Source organism: Bhargavaea beijingensis, from assembly GCF_900101985.1.
Classification (GTDB): Bacteria; Bacillota; Bacilli; order Bacillales_A; family Planococcaceae; genus Bhargavaea; species Bhargavaea beijingensis.
This window is the reverse complement of sequence record NZ_FNAR01000002.1, coordinates 162,099-182,206: the sequence shown is the minus strand read 5'-3', so window position 1 is coordinate 182,206 and position 20,108 is coordinate 162,099. Positions and strand designations below refer to the sequence as shown.

Sequence of the window (20,108 nt, the reverse complement as noted above, 5' to 3'; positions counted from 1 at the left end):
TTGGGTCCGTATTATTTGGCCGCGACGGCTTCCTTTTCCTCGGAATGGTCGTCTTCTTCGACCTCCACCACCTCGACTTCGTCAATCTGGTCGAGAAGGCGGAGAAGGCGCCGGCGGTTGATCGTGCGTCCGGCTTTTCTCAGCTCAAGCAAAATCCAGTCCGGATCCAGTACATCTTCCTGCTCCATCAGGTGGCGCATCAGGGCGATGTCTTCACGGTCGCGCTCGGATAGCTTGTTTTCCGGCCGGTTCACGTAGTTGTAATACCCGCTTTCCGACACGTCGAGCGTCATGCAGAGCCGGCGGACCTTGTGTTCATCCTTCATTTCATGGATGGCATCAAAACGCTCGGTCTTCTTCACGTCGACCATCGACGTGAATTTCTTCAGGATCTCATTTTCCTCGCGCAGCCGGCGCACTTCGCGCTCCAGCTCGCGGAGGCGACGGTTCGGATCGATGCCCGGGGATTTCGGCTGGCGGCCGCGTTTTTTCGGGATGAGGCCCTCCTCACCGGATTCCTCATAGGCATCAAGCCAGTTTTTCAGCGTGTTCGGATGGACGCCGAATTCACGGGCGACCGCTCCCTTTTTCCGCTTCTTTTCAAAGACTTCATTCACCGCGCGGAGCCTTTCCTCAAATGTTTTTTGTGGTTTGGCTTCTTTGTCTTCCATCACGTTAGCCGCCATGCAGTTCTCCCCCTTGAACAAATTATCATTGACGCAATTATAACAAATTGATGATGTAAAATGTCCATACTTATAGGAGGAAATTGCATTTTTTCTGCAGGAATTTGGACTGATAAAAAGGGATTACAGGTCGTCGAACCCGTTCAGGTCGCTTGTTTTCGTGTACTGCCGGGAAGTCTGCTCGAAAAAATCCGTTTTTGTATCGTCAAAACTGTCGACATAGGCGCGGATCCATTTCATCGGATTGTCCGTGTGTTCCGGATACAACTCCGACAGGCCGAGCATCCGGAGCATTTTATTGGCCCTGTATTTAATGTAGCCTTCCATCTCTTCCGGATCGATGCCGTCCACGCCGTCCAGCACATAGCGGCTCCACAAGGTTTCCTGCCCGACCGAATGGCGGTAGGCGTCATAGATCCAATCCGCGAATTCCGGCGTGTTCAGTTCCGGATTCTCCCCCATCGCCGCCCGGAACACATCACTCATCGCCTTCCCGTGCTCAAGCTCGTCTCGGTTGATGTAGCTGATCATCGTCGACGTGCCGACCATCTTCCCGTTGCGGGCGAGATTATAGAAGAACGCGAAACCGGAGTAAAAGAACAGGCCTTCCAGAAGCGTCGTGTACACCATCGCCTTGAGCGCATTTTCGGTGGTCGGTTCGGTCGCGAAATCATTGTAGACTTCGGCGATCCGCTCGTTCCGCTTCAGGAGGACCGGGTCGTGGCGGCCGGTCTCAAAAGAACGGACCTGGTTGTCGAACGTCGTGACCGAGCTCAACACATACGCGTAGCTGTGGTTGTGCTCGCTTTCCTGGTCAGCGATCGTTGCGAAAAGGGATTTGACCGAAGGATCCGTCACATAATGCGCAAGCTTTGCCGCAACGTCCGTCTGCGGCCCATCAAGCGTCGCCAAAAGGCCGATGATTTTCAGGAACGCCTCCTGTTCATTTTGGGAGAGGTTCGGAAACTGCTTCACGTCTTGTGTCATGTCGACCTCATTGGCCGTCCAGAACAAAGACCGGATCCGCTGGCGGAGCTTATAAAAATGCGGATACTTCAGGTCATTCCAGTTCAGAATGCCGCTTGCCTCCCCGCCGAAGATCGCCGTCGCCCGGTTCGGCTTGACCGGGTCCAGCACCTTCACGCGGGTCAGCAGTCCGGTGGATTGTGTAGTCATGATTGGTGGCTCCTTTCTGATGTGCAACGATGTTGGGCCGAGCGAGCGTTCAGTAGGATACCTGATTCCCGGCCTGCCCGCTCCGCCACTTGGGACGTCCATACCCGGACAGCTTCCTGCTGCCCGCCTCGGGGACTCTGTTCAATCTTGAGCGGCGGCAGCGGGGACTCGTAAAACCGGGCCAATTTGACGGCGGCCCTGCAGAACAGCGCGTCACCCCCGAACTGGGTATCGCCGGTCCCGAAGATGAAGGTGTTGGGCGGCTTATGGCCGACATCCAGGATAAAATCCTTCACTTCCTCGGGAACGCTGCCTTCCGCCCAGGTAAATGAGCCTAATATTAGCGCATCATGCTCCGAAACGTCCGGGACGGGCTCCCCGCCGATCCAGTGGAATTCGACGGCATGTCCGGCTTTTTCAAGAAAGTCTGCGATCAGCTCAGCCGCTTCTTTCGTGTTGCCGCTATAAGTGGCGTAGGCGATCAGAAATCTCATCGATCTCCCTCCTCTGGCAGTGGGCGGATTTGCTTAATACTCAGCATGGTTTTCTCAACACTCGCCCGAAGACCCCGTCCCTTACGACTGGCACCACTCGCACTCTTCAATGTCGCTCGCGGTGGAGCGGGTGTAATAGGTCGTCTTCAGGCCCGATTTCCATGCCTGGAGATGGAGATTCAGCAGCACGCTGGCGCGGATGGTGTTCGGGACGTACAGGTTAAACGAAATCGACTGGTCGATGTGGCGCTGGCGGGCGGCGTTTTGCCGGACGCTCCAGCGCTGGTCGACGATGTAGGCAGAGCGACGGTAGACGTCGTAAGTCCGGTGGTCAAGGTCCGGTGCCACGACCGGCAGCTTATAGTCCTTCTTTTCCTCGTGATAAAACGGCTTGAAGACCGGATCGATTGAAGCGGTGGAACCCGCGATGACGGAGGTCGAGGAGTTCGGGGCGACCGCCATCATATAGCCGTTGCGGACGCCGCTTTGTCCGACTTTCTCCCGGAGTGCCTCCCATCGGTCACCTTTATATCCGCGGCGTTCGAAATATGCGCCGGTCTGCCAGTCCGATCCGGAGAAAAGCGGATACCCGCCCTTCTCCCCGGCCAGCTTCGCGGACGCGCGGATCGTGTAGTAGGCGATATCCTCATACAGCTTGTCTGCGAATTCGACGGCCTCTTCCGACTCCCACTGGATGTTTTTCTGCGCCAGCAGGTGGTGCCAGCCGAATGTGCCGAGACCGATGCCGCGGTAGCGCTGGTTCGTCACTTGCGCCTGCAGGACAGGAATCTGGTTTAGATCGATGACGTTATCGAGCATGCGCACCTGAATGTCGATCAGCCTGCCGAGGACGCCAGCCGGAACGGCTTTCCCGAGGTTGACGGAAGACAGGTTGCAGACGACGAAGTCGCCCGGGGTGCGGCGGCTGACGATGACACCGTCTTCCAGCACTTCCTGCGAGGCACTTGTCGCGCTCATGTTCTGGGCGATTTCCGAGCACAGATTGGACGAATAGATGAGGCCCTCATGCTTGTTCGGGTTCATCCGGTTGACCTCGTCGCGGTAAAACATGAACGGTACGCCGGTCTCGAGCTGGCTGCGCATGATGCGCTTCATGATGTCGATTGCCGGCACCTTTTCGGAATGGATATCCGGGTGGGCGACGCATTCGGCATACCGCTCGCGGAACGAGCCGGCCCCGAATGATTCATCGTAAAAGTCCTCAAGCGACCATCCCATGATGGCGCGCACTTCGTGCGGGTCGAACAAGTGCCAGTCGCCGCGCGCCTCGACCTGCTCCATGAAAAGGTCCGGCAGGCAGACACCGGTGAAGATGTCATGGGCGCGCAGGCGCTCGTCGCCATTGTTCAGTTTGAGATCGAGGAACGTCAGGATATCCTTGTGCCAAACATCAAGGTAGACGGCGACCGCGCCTTGGCGCTGGCCGAGCTGATCGACGGATACCGCGGTGTTGTTCAACTGTTTGATCCACGGAAGCACGCCGGATGACGCGCCCTTGAATCCGCGGATTGCGGCCCCGCGGGAGCGGACCTTCCCCATGTAGACGCCGATTCCGCCGCCGTATTTGGACAGGTTCGCAATGTCGGTGTTCGAGTCGTAAATCCCCTGAAGCGAATCATCGACGGTGTCGATAAAGCATGACGACAGCTGGCCGTGCGGTTTCCCGGCGTTCGCGAGTGTCGGCGTCGCGACCGTCATATAAAGGTTCGAAAGTGCCCAGTACGCTTCGCTGACTTTCCCTAGGCGGTCTTCGGTTTCGTTTCTCATCAGGGTCATGGCGATCACGAGCCAGCGCTCCTGCGGCAGCTCGACCGGTTGTTTATTGAAATCCGTCGCCACGTAGCGGTCGGTCAGCGTCTTCAGGCCGGTGTACGTGAACAGAAGGTCGCGCGACGGCTCGAGGAATGTGCCGATTTCCTCCAGTTCGCGGTCGGTGTATTGTTCGGTGAGCGCAGATGTGTAGAGGCCGGCTTCGACCTGCGTGCGGACATGGCGCGCAAAATCCCCATAAACGTCTTTGGTGCCGCGGCGCTCCTGCTGGTCGCGGTACAGTTGGGTTAGCAGCACGCGCGCCGCCACATCGGTCCAGTACGTTTCCGATTCATCCACGCGGCCGAGCGCCTCCCGGATCAGGTGCTGCGTGAGGGACGGGCCGTTATAACCTTCAGCCGCGCGGCGGAGCGGGGCGACTTTTTCTGACGTGAATTCCTGTTCAAGCATGGTGAGGATGTCGAGCTGATCTGTCGGTTTGGTGGTGACCATGGGAATTCCTCCTTTTGATGGGTGCGGGGATATGAGTGCGTTCAAGTGGAGCGCGAGTGGTTCGTAAAGGAACATGAGTGCGTTGAAAGTGACTTTGGGTGCATCCGCTGTCCCCCTGAGTGGGGGAAGCGGCCCTCATCCGGCTTTCCAAGCACTCCCTTCCGGCAGACGCGCAAAAGCCCCATCCGAAGAATAGTCTTCGGCGGGGCTTCCGCTTTTTGGCGTGTGGGTAATGGAAGATCGGGGCCGGGGATGAATAAATGGATGAATGAAAAATATGAAAGGCCGGCGCCCGTTCGCTTCCACCTCTCAACCCCCGAAGAAAGTGTCGCTTGCGATGGGAAGGCAGGTCTACTGGCTCGCGCTTCTCTCTCCCGCCGGCCTTCCCGCAGCATCGCTGCAGTGGCTTTTTTGGCGGTCGTCGGCGCTCACAGTTGCGGGGACAGCTCCGGCTTTTCCGGATTCCCTATTAAACCGCGATCGGTACCAACCCATCGTGACTACAATATATAGTGTTGTTAACGCTCATATAGCCTAACATATTGTGTTTCAAACCTAAATAGGACGAAAGGCTATGAAAATCGTCGAAACGTGTCAGCCACACGCGGTTTCTACTATACCAGACGAGAGTCGCTCCGCAAGTGGGTTCGGTTATTCCACGGGTTTCCCCTCCATGGCAGCCCTCAACTCAGAGATACATCCATTCCATGAAAACCGAAAGCGCCCCCGTGATCAATCCGTACGCCAACAAAAGCAGGAAACCGAGCAAAAGGCTGACGAAGCCGGCTCCGCCCTTTTTCATCACAGCCGTTTCCACATGCTCCGGCCGGTGACTGGTCTGTATTTTCCGGATTTTCCGTTCAGCGTCCTGTCGGTAAAGCTGGTTGCCGCCAATTCCCAAAACTGCGGAAACCACGAATCCGATGCCGAAATCCCAGCTCGCCTCAAAGTCCCCCATCAGATAGGCCGCCGCATCAAACAGCAGGAAAAGGCCAAGGATGACGAGGAGCGGGACGTACATTTTCCGATATCCGAGCCATAAGAGTCCGAAGATGAAAGCCGCCCAGTTCCAGGAAAATCGGCCTTTTTCCCATTTTTTCTCGTACACATCCGCTTTTCCACCGACATATAGGTACAGCAACTTTTCCTCGCGGGTCATGGCCTTCTCATCGATCGGACTGGCTGCCTCCATGCCTCCGCCCCCTTTTTTAACTTCCATTATACTTGAAGGAGGAAATAAAATGGAAGAACCTTCTCTAGCCGTTACGATTCTGCTGCCCTCATTCCACCAGTTTCAGCCCGACCGCAGCCCCAAGGATCATCAGGATGAACAGCACCCGGCGCCAGTCTTTCGACTCTCCGTAAAGCCACATACCGGCAAGTGCGCCGCCGGATGCACCGATGCCGGTCCAGATGGCGTAGGCCGTTGACATCGGGATGAATGCCATGGCGTAGGCGAGCAAAATGAAGCTTGCGCCGAATGCGCCCAGCAGCAGCAGGAACGACCGGGCGTCGCGTTGCTGGTTGAGGCGGCTGATGGTCATGACGCCGGCTGTTTCACACAGGCCGGCGGCGATCAGTGAGAGCCATGCCATTCTTTTTTCCCTCCTTGATCCGTGACAGCTTTCAGCCCGACCACTCCGGCTAGCAGGACGGCGATCAGGATCAGCTTGGCCGGATTGACCGGCACGCCGAGCAGGATGATTTCGGCGATGACGGTGCCGACCGCGCCGAGCCCGACAAAGACGACATAGGCGGTGCCGACCGGAAGCGTGCGCCCGGCGACGATGAGCAAGTGGAAACTTGCCCAGATGGCCGCCGCGGTGGCGAGCCATTCCAAAGCGCTGTCCGCGTGTTTGAGCCCGATCACCCAGCCGACTTCAAAGACGGCCGCGATGATGATTTTTCCCCATTCTTTCATGTGGCTTCCTCCTCTTGCGGTTTCCTCATCCCGCCGGTTCAGCACCCACTCCAACCAAAAAAGCCCGGGAGCATGCTGATCCGACAGCATCTCCCAGGCTTTTGTCCTTCCGTGGCACGGCAAACTTCGCCGTGTGCCCCCTCTCGGACCAGTCCGGCGCGCTCGGCGCCGCGGAACCCTAGGGGGCATATTCATATGAGGTTGAGTTCATTATAGCAAAAAGGCGGCGAGTTTTCACCGCGCTTCCTCAGACGAGGCTTGCCTCCTTGAGCCGTGCATGGCGGTTTTCCCTGAACGGTAATCCAAGATGATCACGTAAGGTCATGTTCTCGTACTCTCCCCTGAACAGGCCGCGCTCCGTGAGGATTGGGACGACACCGTCCACGAAGCTCTCGAGAAGGCCCGGAAGATTGGCGATCAGCATAAAGCCGTCTGCGGCACCGCTCCGGTACCATTCTCCGATCCGCTCGGCGACCTGTTCCGGGGTGCCGATGAACGGCGTTCTCGGAGCGGCTTCACGCATCGCCGCTTCCCTCAGGGTGAGGCCGTCGCGGCGGGCCCCAAGGATGATGCGCTCGGTATCGCTCTGGAATCCGTTCGCGCCCAGGCCATTCAGATCCGGAAACGGCGCGTCCGGGTCGTATTGGCTGAAGTCATGATGGTCGAAGTGGCGGCCGAGGTCCGCGAGCGCCTCCTCGAGCGAGACGGTGGCGGTGAGTTCTTCGCGGATGCGGAACGCTTTTTCCTCGGTCTCCGCGACAATCGGGCTGATGCCCTGGATGACGAGCAGCTCGTCCGGATTCCGGCCGGCACTTGCAGCCCGCTTTTTCATATCGGCGTAGTATTCGCGGGCCGCGCCGATCTCCCCGTCGATGGCGAATACGACATCCGCCGTTTCCGCCGCGAACCGGCGCCCATCCTCCGACTTGCCGGCCTGGAAAATAACAGGCTGGCCCTGCGGCGACCGGGCGATATTGAGCGCGCCCTTTACCGAGAAGAACTCGCCGTCATGGTCCGCCTCATGCATCTTTTCCGGATCGAAGAATTCACCGCTCACCTTGTCCCGGACAAATGCATCGTCCTCCCATGAATCCCACAGCTTCCGGACCACTTCCGTAAATTCGGCGGCCATCCGGTAGCGAATATTGTGCTCCGGGTGCATGTCCCGGCGGTGTCCGAAATTCAATGCGGTTCCGCCGAGTCCGGATGTGACGGCATTCCATCCTGCGCGCCCGCCGCTCAGCATGTCGAGCGAGGACAATTGCCGGGCAGCGGCGTATGGCTCGCTATACGTAGTTGAAAGGGTGGCGACAAGCCCGATTCTTGAAGTGACCGCCGCAAGCGCAGACAAAATGGTGAGCGGCTCAAACCGGTTCAGGTAGTGTGGAGCGGACTGCGGCGTGATGTACATCGCATCCGCCACAAAGACGAAATCGAATTTCCCGCGTTCCGACACAAGTGCCTGGTCTTTGTAGAAATCAAAGTCGACACTCGCATCAGCCGGAATCGCCGGATGCCGCCAATCCGTCCGCCGCTCCCCCGCTCCGTGAATCATCGTTCCCAGAACCATTCCTTTGCCCATGTTGCATGCCTCCCGGATGATAGTTAGCTTCATCTTACCCCTCTAGTTTACAGGTGTAAAGACACAAAAATCACGACAATTTCCGACTTTATTTCCCGGGAAATGTCGAAAACACCTTTTCCGAGTCGGAAAAGGTGTTTTAGTTATAATGCGGCGCGCACCATTTTTCTGTAGTATCCGATGGTAAGAAATGCAAACACCAAGTAGATCAGCGCATAGGCAGTCATGGCGATGGCGACCGGCAGCTTGATATCCGTCGTCATGAAGAAGATGGAGACGGATTTGATGGCGAAAATCGAATGGGCGATCCCGATCAGGAGCGGGATACCGAAGACGAACGTCTGCTTTCTGCGGATGCCCTTCATGATCTCACCCGTTTTAAAGCCAAGCTGGCGAAGGGTTGTGTAGCTTCTCTTCTCCTGTTCCGCTTCACCCATCTGTTTGAAGTACAGGATGCTGCCGGTAGAGACAAGGAATGCAAGACCGAGGAAGCCGGTGATAAAAATGATGATGCCGTTGGAGGCGATGGCATCTTCGTAAGAGGCAAAGTAATCGGCCTTAAAATCACCCGGCTCAAACTGCCTAAAAAGTTCCGATGCTTCCTTCAGGTCATCCTTGTCGGTGAGGTTGAAAGCGACAACGGTATGCAGGGCTTCAGGGGGAGCAGCGGCTGCCAGCCGGCTGTAAGTGTCCCCATCCACGACCAGTTGGGTGAGGACACCCGGCCAGCCACTTGCCACATCTCCCTCTCCGAGCTGTTCAACGTTAAGCTCGGCTTTTTCTTCACCGGCGGCAAGTGTTGCGGTGAACGGGAATGAGCTGTCTTTCATGACCCAGCTGATGGAAGAGTCATGAAGAACAGCCTCGCCCTTCTGCGGTTCCCGTACATCCAAGCCGGATGCGCGGAGCTGGCCGGCATCGAAGAGGAGCGCTTCGAGCGTCCGGCCTTCGAGCCCGAGGATGTCCGGCAGGTTGTCTCCGCTGAACGAACCGACTGTTGTGATGTAGGTGAGCGGTGCAGATTCATACCCGATGCCGGCTTTGTCAAGCTCGGCACTGAATTGCTCTGCCGCTTCCTCCGGCGGGAGCGCTGCACCCTGTTCCATTTCATCGAACATGAAATCATGCGGGATGACGGCGCGCGTTTCCTGCTCCGTCGAGTAGTAGAGCGAGTAGGCAAATCCGATCATCGCGAGCGTCATCGCTGACAAGGTGGTGATCACGGTAAGCGACTTGGCATTGGCCTTCATCCGGTGCATCAATGGAGCAATGGACAGTGCCCCCGGGAGGCCGATGTGACCGTTTTTTCTGCGGCGGATGAGCGTCAGAAACCAGCCGATCGTCACTCGGAACACGAGATACGTGCCGGTAATGACAAGGGCCAAGACAAGCAGCATATTCAGCATGAGGAACATATTCAGCATGTACGATGAGTTGGCGAACCAGTAACCCGTGATGATCATCGCAAGACCGAGAAGGCCAAGAAAACCGGAGCGGAGCGGTTTCGGATGTTTCGGATGTTCATCTTTCCTCTCATCATTGAACAGATCAATCAGATTCGATTTTCTCACTTTCCAAAACATCCGGAATGACGTGATGACGATTAAAACGGCAAACACAACAACTGTTTCAACGAAGGCCTGGGGGGAAAACGTCAGATTGACAAAGCCGCTATAGCCGACAAGCTTCATGAGCAAGAGGAGAAAGAGCCTGGAGACGAGAAGACCTGCTCCGATGCCGATAACCAATGCACCTGCGCCGAGAAGCGCATTCTCGATGATCAGCAGCCGAGTGACACCGGCTTTCGTCAGGCCGACCAATTGATACAAACCGATTTCCCGGCTCCTTCTTTTCAGGAACAAGTCGTTGGCATACGTCACAAAGATCAGCAGGATTGCAAACAGCAGAACCGTCGCAGCCTGGAACCCTGACGCCATCTTGGCGGACAGCGCCGTCTCTTCCATCACCGCATGGTCATGCTGGAGCGTCGAGAAGATGAAGAACAGGGTCACGCCGAAAATCAAGGCAAAGAAATACAGATAATAGTGCTTCAGGTTCTTCCGCATACTGCGGAGGACGAGGTCAGCGAGCGTCAACGCGGTCACCCCCGAGCACAGCCTGCACGTTCAGGATATCCTGGAAAAACGCCTGGCGCTGCTTGTCGCCCCGGTATAGCTCGGAATACATCGCCCCGTCCTTCAGGAAAATGACGCGGTTGCAGTAGCTGGAAGCGACCGCATCGTGCGTGACCATCATGATGGTCACGCCGCGGGATTTGTTGACGTCTTCAAGTGTCCCGAGTAGCGCCGCGGCCGACTTGGAGTCGAGCGCCCCGGTTGGCTCATCGGCGAACACCATGGACGGCTGGTTGACGAGGGCACGCGCGGCGGATGTCCGCTGTTTCTGCCCGCCGGAGATTTCATGCGGGTATTTGTGGCCGTGCTCCTTGATGCCAAGAATGCCCGCGATGTCGTTGAACTGCTCCTCTGCGGCTTTTTTCGAGAGTCCGCCGAGCGATGCAGGAAGCAGGATGTTTTCCTTGACTGTGAGCGTATCCAGCAGATTGTAATCCTGGAAGATGAAGCCGAGTTTGTCACGGCGGAACGTTGACAGTTGCGCATCCTTCATCTTGGATGTCTCCTGACCGTCAATCATGATCGTTCCCGAGGTCGGCCGGTCAATCGTCGCAAGCACATTCAGAAGCGTCGTCTTCCCCGCGCCCGACGGCCCCATGATCCCGACAAACTCCCCTTCCCGAACCTGAAGATTAATCCCCTTCAGCACTTCGGTTGAATTCAGTTTCGAGCCGAACGACTTGCGGACCTGATGTGCTTGGAGCACCGTTCGGGCTTGTATCTGGTTGGTATCTGTCACCATGATGATTCCTCCCGGCGGCGGGATTGCTGGTGTTATCCCGCCCGATTTATTGAGTTTATCATAGCGCGCAGAGACGACTGCGGTCGTTTGAAATGGGTGACAATAGCGGAGCCGTAAGTGACGATTTTGTAAGGTCGTGGGTGGCGTGCGTGAGAATCGCGACATTCATCGGAGGAATTGAGACTTTCACGCAGGGTATCGGGACATTCATGGTATCCTTTCAAGAGAAGCCCCGGAAAATCATTTGAAAAGGAGATGCGCCATGACCACCATCACCCCGTTCCTCATGTTCCAGAACAAAGACGCGGAAGAAGCGATGAACTTCTACACCTCGCTTTTCAAGAACTCCGAGATCACAAACATCGTCCGCTACGGCCCCGACATGCCGGGCGGCGAGGAAGGAACCGTCATGCTCGCGACATTCACACTGAACGGCCGCGAATTCAAATGTATCGACAGCAGCATCCGCCACCAGTTCGACTTCACTCCATCGTTTTCCGTTTATGTGGACGCCGACACCGAGGAGGAAATCGACCATCTGTACAGCAGGCTTGCAGAAGGCGGCCAGGAATTGATGGCACTCGGCAACCACGGCTTCAGCCGGAAATTCGGCTGGATCAATGATCGGTTCGGCGTGTCTTGGCAGATTAACTTGCCGTGATGTGTTAAATACGAAGAAAAGGGACGCCATCGCGGCGTCCCTTTTTTCATGCTTCAATATAAAACAGGTATTCCTGTCCCGCTTTTTCGGGTTCTTTCGCCAGTTTGTAGCCGGCGCTGACGACTTCTTCCGGGACGTTGCGGAACGAGCCGGGGCAGTCGGTGACGACGTGGAGAATCTGGCCTTTCTGCATGTCCTTTAATGCATCAAGTGTGTAGATGACCGGGTACGGGCAGGATTCGCCGCGCAGGTCGAGTGTGAAATCAGCTGACAATTTGTTTTTCCCCTTTCGGCAGGATGAGTGTGCCGCGTTTGTGTTTTGAATAGATGACGATGAACAGGTAGCATCCGGCGAGCATGGTGAGCGTGGCGATGATCGCCCAGCCCGGTCCCATTGCCGGAATGAGGTTCAGTTTCTCGCCTCCGGCCACAAGCACGTTGTAAACGCCGAGGTGGTCCCAGGCAAAGGCGAGCGCGGTGACGCCGATGAGATTGCCGGCGAAGACAAACAGGTACAGCACCTGGCCTTCCATGAGGCGGTACATCATGCCGGTCTCACAACTGCTGGCAAGCACGATGCCGAGGCCGAACAGGAAGCCGCCGACGAACGTGCCGATGGAAGCGACCTGGGTGATTGGCGTCATGCCGGTGTTCGCGATGATGAGGATGGTCAGCAACGAGCTGACGGCCATGGCGATGACAATCGCTTTCGCCATGAGTGTGCGGCCGGTAAGCCACAGGTCGCGGAATGCCGATGTAAAGCAGATCTGGCCGCGCTCGATCAGGATGCCGAAGATGGCGCCAAAGATAGCGGCGGTGCCGAGGAGCGGACGTCCGGTCACGAAGAACCAGACGATCAGTGCTGCGTAAAGCAGGGCAATCAGACCGCCGACATATGGCTGGACAATCCGTTTTTCCCGCTTCGGGACGGGTGCGGGACCGCCTTTCATGAGCTTCGGCTTGCCTTTCCACCATTTGGTCTTGGCAACTTTTACGCCCATAAAGGTGCCGATACCGGTTGCGACAATGAAAATCCAAGAGTGAAACGAGAACTGCGGGACGCCGGTAAAGAATGCGGCAAGGTTGCAGCCCATCGCGAGGCGCGCGCCGAACCCGGCGATCGCGCCGCCGATCAGGCCCTGAACGTAGCGCCGTTTTTGTTGAGGTTTGCGGATCTTGAAGTTGTTGGCGAGAAGGACGGTGATAAGCGCGCCGATCAGCATCCCCCAGACGATCCAGCCGTCGGAGCGGGCGAACGACGAGCCTTCCAGGTGGACAAGGTCAAAATAAGCCCAGCCCGAGACATCGCCTCCGAAAAATTCGACGACATGGCCGCCGAGCCTTGTAAACTCACCCGTCACTGCCCACACCGTACCGGTGAGCCCGAAGTAGGCCGCGCTGAAGATGCCGGCGACCACCAGCGTCATGACGGGGTTCCAATACTGGCCGAACACCCGGTTATAGAGGGTTTTCATGATGAGGACTCCTTTTGTTCTACTGAAAAAAGACGGATGCGGGATCCGTCGGAGACTTGGCTGTTTCTGTTAAAAAGTATAGTCTTCCTGTGTATACACGTCAATTCGACTTCCTGCCACCGGGCATTGGGCGAGTGTTAAGCAAGCCCCTGCGCGCCGCCCCTACCAGAAAAAGCGATGCCGCGGCATCGCTTCACTTTTTCCGTTTTGCAATCATTCCCCGCACCACATCCGGTGCCGGTCCGCCGGTGATGCGGCGGCGTTCGACGAAGGCGACGGGGTCGGCGATGGCATTCCAGTCCTCGGCGGTGAGTTGGACATCGCCGAGCCAGCCATTGACTGTTTCAAGCGGGATTTCGTACAGTTCCTTTTCCTGTCGGTCGGCTTCGCGGGCGATGAGGCTCGCCTTGTGATGGGCCCGGCGGAACGACACACCGTAGTCTCTGGCGAGCACGTCCGCCAATTCGGTGATGGTGATCATATTCTCTCTTGCCTGCCGGAGGGCACGGTCTTTGTTGAACGTGAGCGTGGTCACGACCGCGTGCATCAGCCGGAGAACACGGTTGGCTTTTTCGAATCCTGCATAGAGATGCGGCTGGAGGTCATCCTCGGTGTCGTTGATGTCGCCGTACGGCGTGTTGTGGATCATATGGATGACCGCGAGGCCTTCCGAAGCGGCACTTGAAGCGAGCGCGCGGGAGTGCTCCATCGACACCGGGTTCCGCTTTTGCGGCATGATGCTCGAGATTTGCACGTACGCATCCGCCACCCGAAGCAGGCCGACTTCCTTGGACGCCATGCGGAGGAATTCCTGGATCCAGCGGCCCATGTTCGTCATGAGGCTCACCAGGCTCTGGGCGGCTTCGATCAGATAATCCCCCGTACCGATGGCATCATACGAGTTCTCGATCATCCCCTCAAATCCGAGCAGCTCCACCATCCGCTCCCGGCTGATCGGGAAGCCCGTTGTCGTAATCGCGGCCGCGCCCATCGGGGACTGGTTCACGGTATGGCGGGCGTGCTTCAGCCGTTCGATGTCCCGGATCAGATTGTCGTAAATCGCGACCAGATAATGCCCGAACGTCGTCGGCTGGGCGGGCTGTGTGTGCGTGTGCGCCGGCATGACGGACTCCACATGTTCCTCCGCCTGCGCGAGCAGCGCTTCCGCCAATGCCTCTGCCTGTTCGACCGTCTCAGCCAAATACTTGCGGAGAACAATCCGGTACATCGCCTCGCCCATATCGTTCCGGCTTTTTGCGATATGCATCTTCCCCGCCAGTTCCTCACCGATCAGTTCGCCGATCTCCGACTCCACGAGGAAAAACAGGTCTTCATGCTCCGCGGAATATTTGAGTTCAGCCCGGTCCATCTTCCAGACTTCCCGGATGGCGTTCAGAATCTTGCCGGCCTCCGATTCGGCCAAAATCTTCTGTTCGGCGAGCATCTGGGTGTGGGCAGCGTGGACCTCAAACATCGCGTCAAATAGGTAATCACGTTGGTCATTGAACACAGGGCGGAGAAGAACGTCCACATATGTTTTTCCGGGGAAAACGTCTCCGTCCGCCACAACAAATTCTTTTTTCCAAGCACTCATATTGCTGGCACCTCGAATTCATTTTATTAACCGAGAGACTTTTCTGCTTTGACCCCAAGGAACCTGCTGGAGATGAACATGACGACTGCAATCAGCGCGACTTGGATCATGCCATATGCAGCGGCCTGCCCGATGTTGAACATGCGGAGCTGGTTCATGATTTCAATTGAAATCGGCCGATTTCCGATTGTGTAGAGAAGGACGGATGTCGGGAACTCCCCGACCGCCTGGACAAAGGCAAGCAACGTACCGCTCAGTACACCAGGCATGATGATCGGAATGACAACTTTCCGGAATGTATAAAACCACTTGGCCCCCAGATTCTGAGCCGCTTCCTCAATGGAGTCATCCAGTTGTTCCAGCACCGCGTTGGTTGAGCGGACAACAAGCGGCAGAAAACGGATAAAGTAGGCGAGTGGTAAAATCCAGAACGTCCCGACCAGGATCTGTCCGAACGAGAACGGGTTTGGTGAGTTAAACGCCAGAATCAGATTCATCCCGATCACCGTTGCCGGGAGCGCCCAAGGGATCATGACCAGTATGTCTAAAAGGTTCTTCCCGATGAAGTTCCGCTTCACAAGCGCATAGGACGTGAAGATCCCAAAGACAAACACACCGAAACAGGCGATAACTGCCATGATCAGGCTGTTGCGCACAGGCTCCCAGATGTATGGTGTGTCAAACAGCATTTTATAGTTTTCCAGATTGAATACAGCCGGGTACGTCTGCCAGGTCCAGGTCCCTTCAGGAACGAGCGACAGGATGAGCAGTGTTGCATGCGGCAGAAGCAGGATAATCACGGCGAAGACACCGAGCGTGACCATGGTCCACTTGAGCATCGGATTGTTGACTTCACTGCGATGGGCACCAATTCCCTTGGATGCCATCCTGTAGTCCTTCCTGCCTTGATACCAGCGCATAAACAGGAGGAACGCAATCGACACGATTGACAAAATAACAGACTGAGTGGCCGCCATCTCCAGATCGCCATTGATTTTTGAGAAGTAGATCTGGAGGCTCAGCACCCGGAAGCCCCCTGCAAGCAGGAACGGCGCGCTGAAGCTGGCCATTGAGACCATGAAGACCAGGAGCGATGCCGCCACGAACCCTGGAGTCAGAAGCGGGAAAGTGACCTGCCAGAACACCTTGAAACGGTTCGCGCCAAGGTTGGAAGCCGCTTCCTCAAGTGAGAGATCCAAGTTGGATAACGCGGATGCCGTCGTCATGTAGAAGTACGGATACATCGTATAGGCATGGACAATCAGGATGCCTGATATCCCGCCGATCTTGAACGGCACTTCTGAGAGATTCAGCAGGTCTTTGATCGCATTCGGTATGAGGCCTGCCTCACCGTAAAGGAACATGAACGCCATCACCCCAACAAGGGATGGCAGAACGATCGGCATGATCGCAATGTTGGAGAAAAACCGGCGGCCCGGAAATTCATAGCGATTGAAGATATAGGCAAGCGGAACACCGATCAGCGCGCTGAACAAAACCGATAGCAGGGATATCCAGACCGAATTCCATAGCGCTTGCAGGTTGGCCTTTGCCTTTGAACCGAAGAAGTCTTCATAGTTCTGGAAGGAAGGAACGCCGTTATGCAGGAAACTCTCATAGGCAGTCCTTAATGTCGGATAAAGCACATAGCCGGTGAGAATGAGGACAACCGGGATGAGAAGCACCAGAGTCCTTCTTTTTTCAGCATTCAGCATGATGGTGTCCTCCCTTCCAAAAGGCGTGCGGATTCCAATTTTCCATGAATCACACCCCCGCTTTCGGCACAATCCGGATCTGGTCTTCCGGAAGGCGGACATAGACTTCCGCACCTTCCTTCAGATAAGTGCTTGGCCCCTGGTTAAGAGCGGTTCCGACAAGTGTCAGCCGATCGTTCATCTCTACATAGGTATGTACAGCCGCCCCGGTGAATTGGACCAATTTCACCTTGCCGGGAAAAACATTTTCCCCCGCGACCGGCTGGGCGGAGACCTCTATCGCCTCCGGCCTGACCGATAACCGCAGTTCATCATTTTCGGTATACCCGGCAACATTCAAGGAAGTGTTGTTTACCTTCACCTTACTGCCCAGCGCATCCACATGGTATAACCGGTGGTTTTCTCCCAAGCCGGCTTCGCTGACACCCAGCAGATTCGTCTCACCGATAAATTCAGCGACAAAGTCGTTGACCGGTTCATTGTAGATTTCAGTCGGCGTGCCGACCTGCTGGCATTTGCCGGAGTTGAAGACAGCAATCCGATCGCTCATCGTCAGGGCCTCAACCTGGTCATGCGTGACGTAGATCGTCGTAATTTTATATTCTTTCTGCAGCCGGAGAATTTCCGCGCGCATTTCATCCCGAAGCCGAGCATCCAGGTTACTGAGCGGCTCATCCAGCAGCAGGATATCCGGCTCGATGACGAGCGCACGCGCCAAAGCCACCCGTTGTTGCTGGCCTCCTGAAAGCTGGCTTACCTGACGTTCGGCATACTGGTCAAGCCGAACTTTGCGCAATACATCTTCCACCCGTTTTTTCGTCTCTTCTTTGCTCATTTTCCGGACTTTCAGGCCGAATGCGACATTCTCGAAAACTGTCATATGCGGGAACAGTGCATAGTTCTGGAACACCATGCCGGTATTCCGTTTTTCAGGCGGGACGGTTGTCATGACCCGGTCGTTAAACTTCACCACCCCTTTGGTCGGGTAATAGAACCCGGCAACCATACGGAGTGTCGTTGTTTTGCCGCAGCCGCTCGGCCCGAGAAAAGTAAAGAATTCCCCCTCTTTGATCAGGAGGTCCAGATCCTCCACCGCCGTGACTTTGCCGAACTGCTTGGTAATCGCTGATAAATGAACGGTTGACACAGCAACCACTCCCTTCCCTGTAAAAACACTGGACTATCGCAGGCATTGCTCCCTGCGATAGTCCAACGTCAAAAGTAAACGCTATATGGAGCCCATGCCGCCTGCAGGTTACTCGCCAGTTTCTTTTTCTGCGTTCTTGATCTGATTATCCCAATGGTCCATCCACTCATCGGATTTTTCCTGGAACAGTGCCCAATCAATGTCCATCGGCTTGATATCATCTTCAGCTTCAGTGATCCATTCCGGAAGGTCGGTCACATCATCCCGCGTTGGAATGCGGTAGTATTTTTCCGCGAGCAGCTTTGCTGCTTCCGGTGTGTTGACGAACTCATAGAACGCTTCTGCCGCTTTCGGATGAGGCGCATCCTTGACGATCGCAATACCTTCGGTCAGGACCGGTGTTCCGCTTGCCGGCAGGACATAGCCGAACGGATAACCCTTTTCTTCCGCAAGCATGACGGCATCCGGCATATTCCAGACGGTCAGGGAGCCGACGCCTTTTGCGAGCTGGTTGTACATCAGTTCTGGGTTGGCCGAGTATTCTTTCGTGTTGTTGTCCAGCTTCTCAAGCCATTCGTAGCCTTCCTTCGTATCTTCCGTGTCTTTGTATGTCCGGTAGATCATGGCCGAATAGATGGTTCGCATCGTGCCGGATGCGAGCGGATAGCGGATGATCAGCTCATCCTGCCATTTCGGATCAATCAGGTCATCCCAGTCTTTCGGCGCTTCTTCTTCGGAGATTTCCTTGTTGTTGTACATGATGACTTCAGGCGTCATCGATGTGCCGGTCCACATCCAGTCTTCGTCATAATACATGTCATCCAGCGCATCCGCGTAGGACGGCTTATATTCAGCAAGCAGCCCTTCGTCCTTTGCCTGATCGAAGTTCACTTGAGGCGCGCCCCACCAGACGTCAGCCTGTGTATTGTTTTTCTCGGAGCGGATCCGGTCAAGAATTTCCTGGGAGCCCATGTCCAGGAACTCCATCTTTATGCCATATTCTTCTTCAAAACGTTGTTTGAAGTCCCCCAAAATATCACTGCCGTGTGGAGAGTAAATAACAACCTTTTCCTCAAGGTCTTCCGACTTGTCGGCTTCGCCGCCCGCATCATCCGATGGGGTTCCGGAAGCATCCTCTTCCTCTCCTCCGCCGGAACCGGCCATACATCCTGCCAAAGCAAGTGCAAACAGTGCCGCCATAACGAGCAACCAACTTCTCTTCATCCATTTCCCCATTCAAACTGCCCCCTTTTTCAAATGTTGTACAGTCCCTCGTGCTCTTTCAGCAACAGAGCAACCGCGCCGATTACGCCAGCTTCTTGACCGAATGCCGTCTTGACGATTTCACATTCTTTCGGTGCGTACCGCTTTACATTGTCTGAGACAATCGGCTGGATCACATCGAAAGACTGTGACAGACCACCTCCTAAAATAATCATCTCCGGATTCAGCAGCGATACGTAATTTGCCACTGCAATCCCGAGTTGTTCCAGTACATTCCCAAGGATTTCGGCGGCATCTCTGTCTCCTGATCGGTACAAATTGAACGCTTCTGCAGCTGTCACTTCTCTATCAAGGCGCTCAGACAATGCCGTGCCGACAGATGTTCCGCCCGCAACGCTTTCAAGGAATCCATAGCCTTCATAGGAAGGACGATACGTTTTTGCAAGATTCCTGTCTGTCACCATATAACCGAGCTCCCCCGCACTGTAGTGGCTTCCCCGGAACAGCTGGCCGTTCAAAATGATTCCGCTGCCGATCCCCGTCCCTATGGCAATATAGATCAGGTTTTGCTTGCCTTTGCCCCGTCCCGTCCAGTGCTCCCCAAGCACTCCGATATTCACGTCATTGTCAACGTACACGGGGTAAGGAAACACTTCTTCCAGCTTTTCACGAACCGGATAATCTCTCCATTTCAAAGCCGGTGCTTCTTCCACGATACCGGTTTGTACGTTGGTCACTCCTGGGATACCGGCACCGATGCCCAGGATTTCTTCTTTTTCCAGAGACAGCTCCATCATCATATCTTCGGTCATTCTCCGGATTGCAGGAAAGAAATCCTCGTTCAAGTATTGTTGGGTAGGAAAGGTCCGGTAACTTTCAAGCTCCCCTTTCAAGTCGGTGATGCCGACAGCCACCTTTGTGCCTCCGATATCAATCCCGATACAGCGTGCCTTTTTCGGGTTGAACATCAAGTTGACCGGTTTGCGCCCTCCGCTAGCGGAGGCCTCCCCGCTGCCTGTCTCGGTGACCCAGCCTTCATCAATGAGCCTGGTGATGGCCGCGGATACGGTTGGCTTACTGAGAGACAGCTTTTTTGCAATCGCCGTCCGGGTCGTCGGTTCTGTTTCCAAGACACACCTGAGCACCTGCCGTGCATTGCGGTTGATATTTGATTCGTCATTCACATATTGCATGGCACTGCCCCTAAATGGTTAGTTTGTTAACTTAACTTACTAACTTGTCTGAAAACATTGTAATCAATGATTCTGTAATT

General features: G+C 55.6%; 18 protein-coding genes and 2 riboswitches. Of the genes, 1 reads left to right on the top strand and 17 read right to left on the bottom strand.

Translation table 11 applies throughout. The features are described from left to right. Positions 1-11: 11 nt before the first annotated feature. The 10 genes from BLT01_RS02660 to BLT01_RS02615 form a co-directional block, all read right to left on the bottom strand. Complete coding sequence (locus BLT01_RS02660) at positions 12-686, bottom strand: transposase (RefSeq protein ID WP_092094304.1); 675 nt, start codon at positions 684-686, stop codon at positions 12-14. A 123-nt stretch (positions 687-809) separates the two neighbouring features. After that, positions 810-1,862 (bottom strand): ribonucleotide-diphosphate reductase subunit beta, encoded by a 1,053-nt coding sequence (locus tag BLT01_RS02655; protein ID WP_092094302.1) that lies wholly within the window; start codon positions 1,860-1,862, stop codon positions 810-812. After that, a complete protein-coding gene (locus BLT01_RS02650) occupies positions 1,859-2,356 on the bottom strand; it encodes a flavodoxin (protein ID WP_245696848.1) in 498 nt (165 codons plus the stop codon). Before BLT01_RS02650 ends, BLT01_RS02655 begins: the two co-directional genes overlap by 4 nt. Before the next feature lie 81 nt (positions 2,357-2,437). Then, positions 2,438-4,639 (bottom strand): ribonucleoside-diphosphate reductase subunit alpha, encoded by a 2,202-nt coding sequence (locus BLT01_RS02645; protein ID WP_092094300.1) that lies wholly within the window; start codon positions 4,637-4,639, stop codon positions 2,438-2,440. A 327-nt stretch (positions 4,640-4,966) separates the two neighbouring features. Then, positions 4,967-5,145, bottom strand: a riboswitch (cobalamin riboswitch). Between the two features lie 182 nt (positions 5,146-5,327). Continuing rightward, positions 5,328-5,831, bottom strand: coding sequence for a DUF2628 domain-containing protein (locus BLT01_RS02640; protein ID WP_176765001.1), 504 nt, complete (start codon positions 5,829-5,831; stop codon positions 5,328-5,330). Positions 5,832-5,919: 88 nt separating this feature from the next. Then, entirely contained in the window at positions 5,920-6,234 is a 315-nt protein-coding gene (locus tag BLT01_RS02635) for a DMT family transporter (RefSeq protein WP_092094296.1), read from the bottom strand. Then, entirely contained in the window at positions 6,216-6,560 is a 345-nt protein-coding gene (locus BLT01_RS02630; RefSeq protein ID WP_092094537.1) for a DMT family transporter, read from the bottom strand. Before BLT01_RS02630 ends, BLT01_RS02635 begins: the two co-directional genes overlap by 19 nt. An 88-nt stretch (positions 6,561-6,648) precedes the next feature. Continuing rightward, positions 6,649-6,753, bottom strand: a riboswitch (guanidine-I (ykkC/yxkD leader). A gap of 54 nt (positions 6,754-6,807) precedes the next feature. Further along, a complete protein-coding gene (locus BLT01_RS02625; protein ID WP_092094294.1) occupies positions 6,808-8,142 on the bottom strand; it encodes an LLM class flavin-dependent oxidoreductase in 1,335 nt (444 codons plus the stop codon). Positions 8,143-8,285: 143 nt separating this feature from the next. Then, the gene (locus BLT01_RS02620) at positions 8,286-10,238 is read right to left on the bottom strand and encodes an ABC transporter permease (RefSeq protein ID WP_092094292.1); all 1,953 of its coding nucleotides are present in this window, start codon (positions 10,236-10,238) and stop codon (positions 8,286-8,288) included. Further along, positions 10,225-11,019, bottom strand: coding sequence for an ABC transporter ATP-binding protein (locus tag BLT01_RS02615; protein WP_092094290.1), 795 nt, complete (start codon positions 11,017-11,019; stop codon positions 10,225-10,227). The genes BLT01_RS02620 and BLT01_RS02615 overlap by 14 nt, the downstream gene beginning before the upstream one ends. Positions 11,020-11,281: 262 nt before the next feature. Here BLT01_RS02615 and BLT01_RS02610 point away from each other — a divergent pair, with 262 nt between their 5' ends. Then, positions 11,282-11,680 carry a VOC family protein gene (locus tag BLT01_RS02610; protein WP_092094288.1) on the top strand — a complete coding sequence of 133 codons (399 nt, stop codon included), beginning with the start codon at positions 11,282-11,284 and terminating at the stop codon, positions 11,678-11,680. A 46-nt stretch (positions 11,681-11,726) separates the two neighbouring features. Here the strand turns inward: BLT01_RS02610 and yedF are convergent, their stop codons facing one another. The 7 genes from yedF to BLT01_RS02575 all read right to left on the bottom strand — a co-directional run bounded on the left by yedF (position 11,727) and on the right by BLT01_RS02575 (position 20,028). Further along, a complete protein-coding gene (gene yedF / locus BLT01_RS02605; RefSeq protein WP_092094285.1) occupies positions 11,727-11,954 on the bottom strand; it encodes a sulfurtransferase-like selenium metabolism protein YedF in 228 nt (75 codons plus the stop codon). Beyond that, positions 11,944-13,155, bottom strand: a complete 1,212-nt coding sequence (yedE, locus tag BLT01_RS02600) for a selenium metabolism membrane protein YedE/FdhT (protein ID WP_092094283.1) — start codon at positions 13,153-13,155, stop codon at positions 11,944-11,946. Before yedE ends, yedF begins: the two co-directional genes overlap by 11 nt. A gap of 193 nt (positions 13,156-13,348) precedes the next feature. Next, complete coding sequence (argH, locus tag BLT01_RS02595) at positions 13,349-14,749, bottom strand: argininosuccinate lyase (protein ID WP_092094281.1); 1,401 nt, start codon at positions 14,747-14,749, stop codon at positions 13,349-13,351. A 26-nt stretch (positions 14,750-14,775) separates the two neighbouring features. Next, entirely contained in the window at positions 14,776-16,464 is a 1,689-nt protein-coding gene (locus BLT01_RS02590) for an ABC transporter permease (protein WP_245696847.1), read from the bottom strand. 49 nt (positions 16,465-16,513) lie between these two features. Further along, complete coding sequence (locus BLT01_RS02585) at positions 16,514-17,611, bottom strand: ABC transporter ATP-binding protein (RefSeq protein WP_092094279.1); 1,098 nt, start codon at positions 17,609-17,611, stop codon at positions 16,514-16,516. A 108-nt stretch (positions 17,612-17,719) separates the two neighbouring features. Further along, the gene (locus BLT01_RS02580; RefSeq protein ID WP_245696846.1) at positions 17,720-18,847 is read right to left on the bottom strand and encodes an extracellular solute-binding protein; all 1,128 of its coding nucleotides are present in this window, start codon (positions 18,845-18,847) and stop codon (positions 17,720-17,722) included. Between the two features lie 17 nt (positions 18,848-18,864). After that, positions 18,865-20,028 (bottom strand): ROK family transcriptional regulator, encoded by a 1,164-nt coding sequence (locus BLT01_RS02575; RefSeq protein ID WP_092094276.1) that lies wholly within the window; start codon positions 20,026-20,028, stop codon positions 18,865-18,867. Positions 20,029-20,108: the final 80 nt, after the last annotated feature.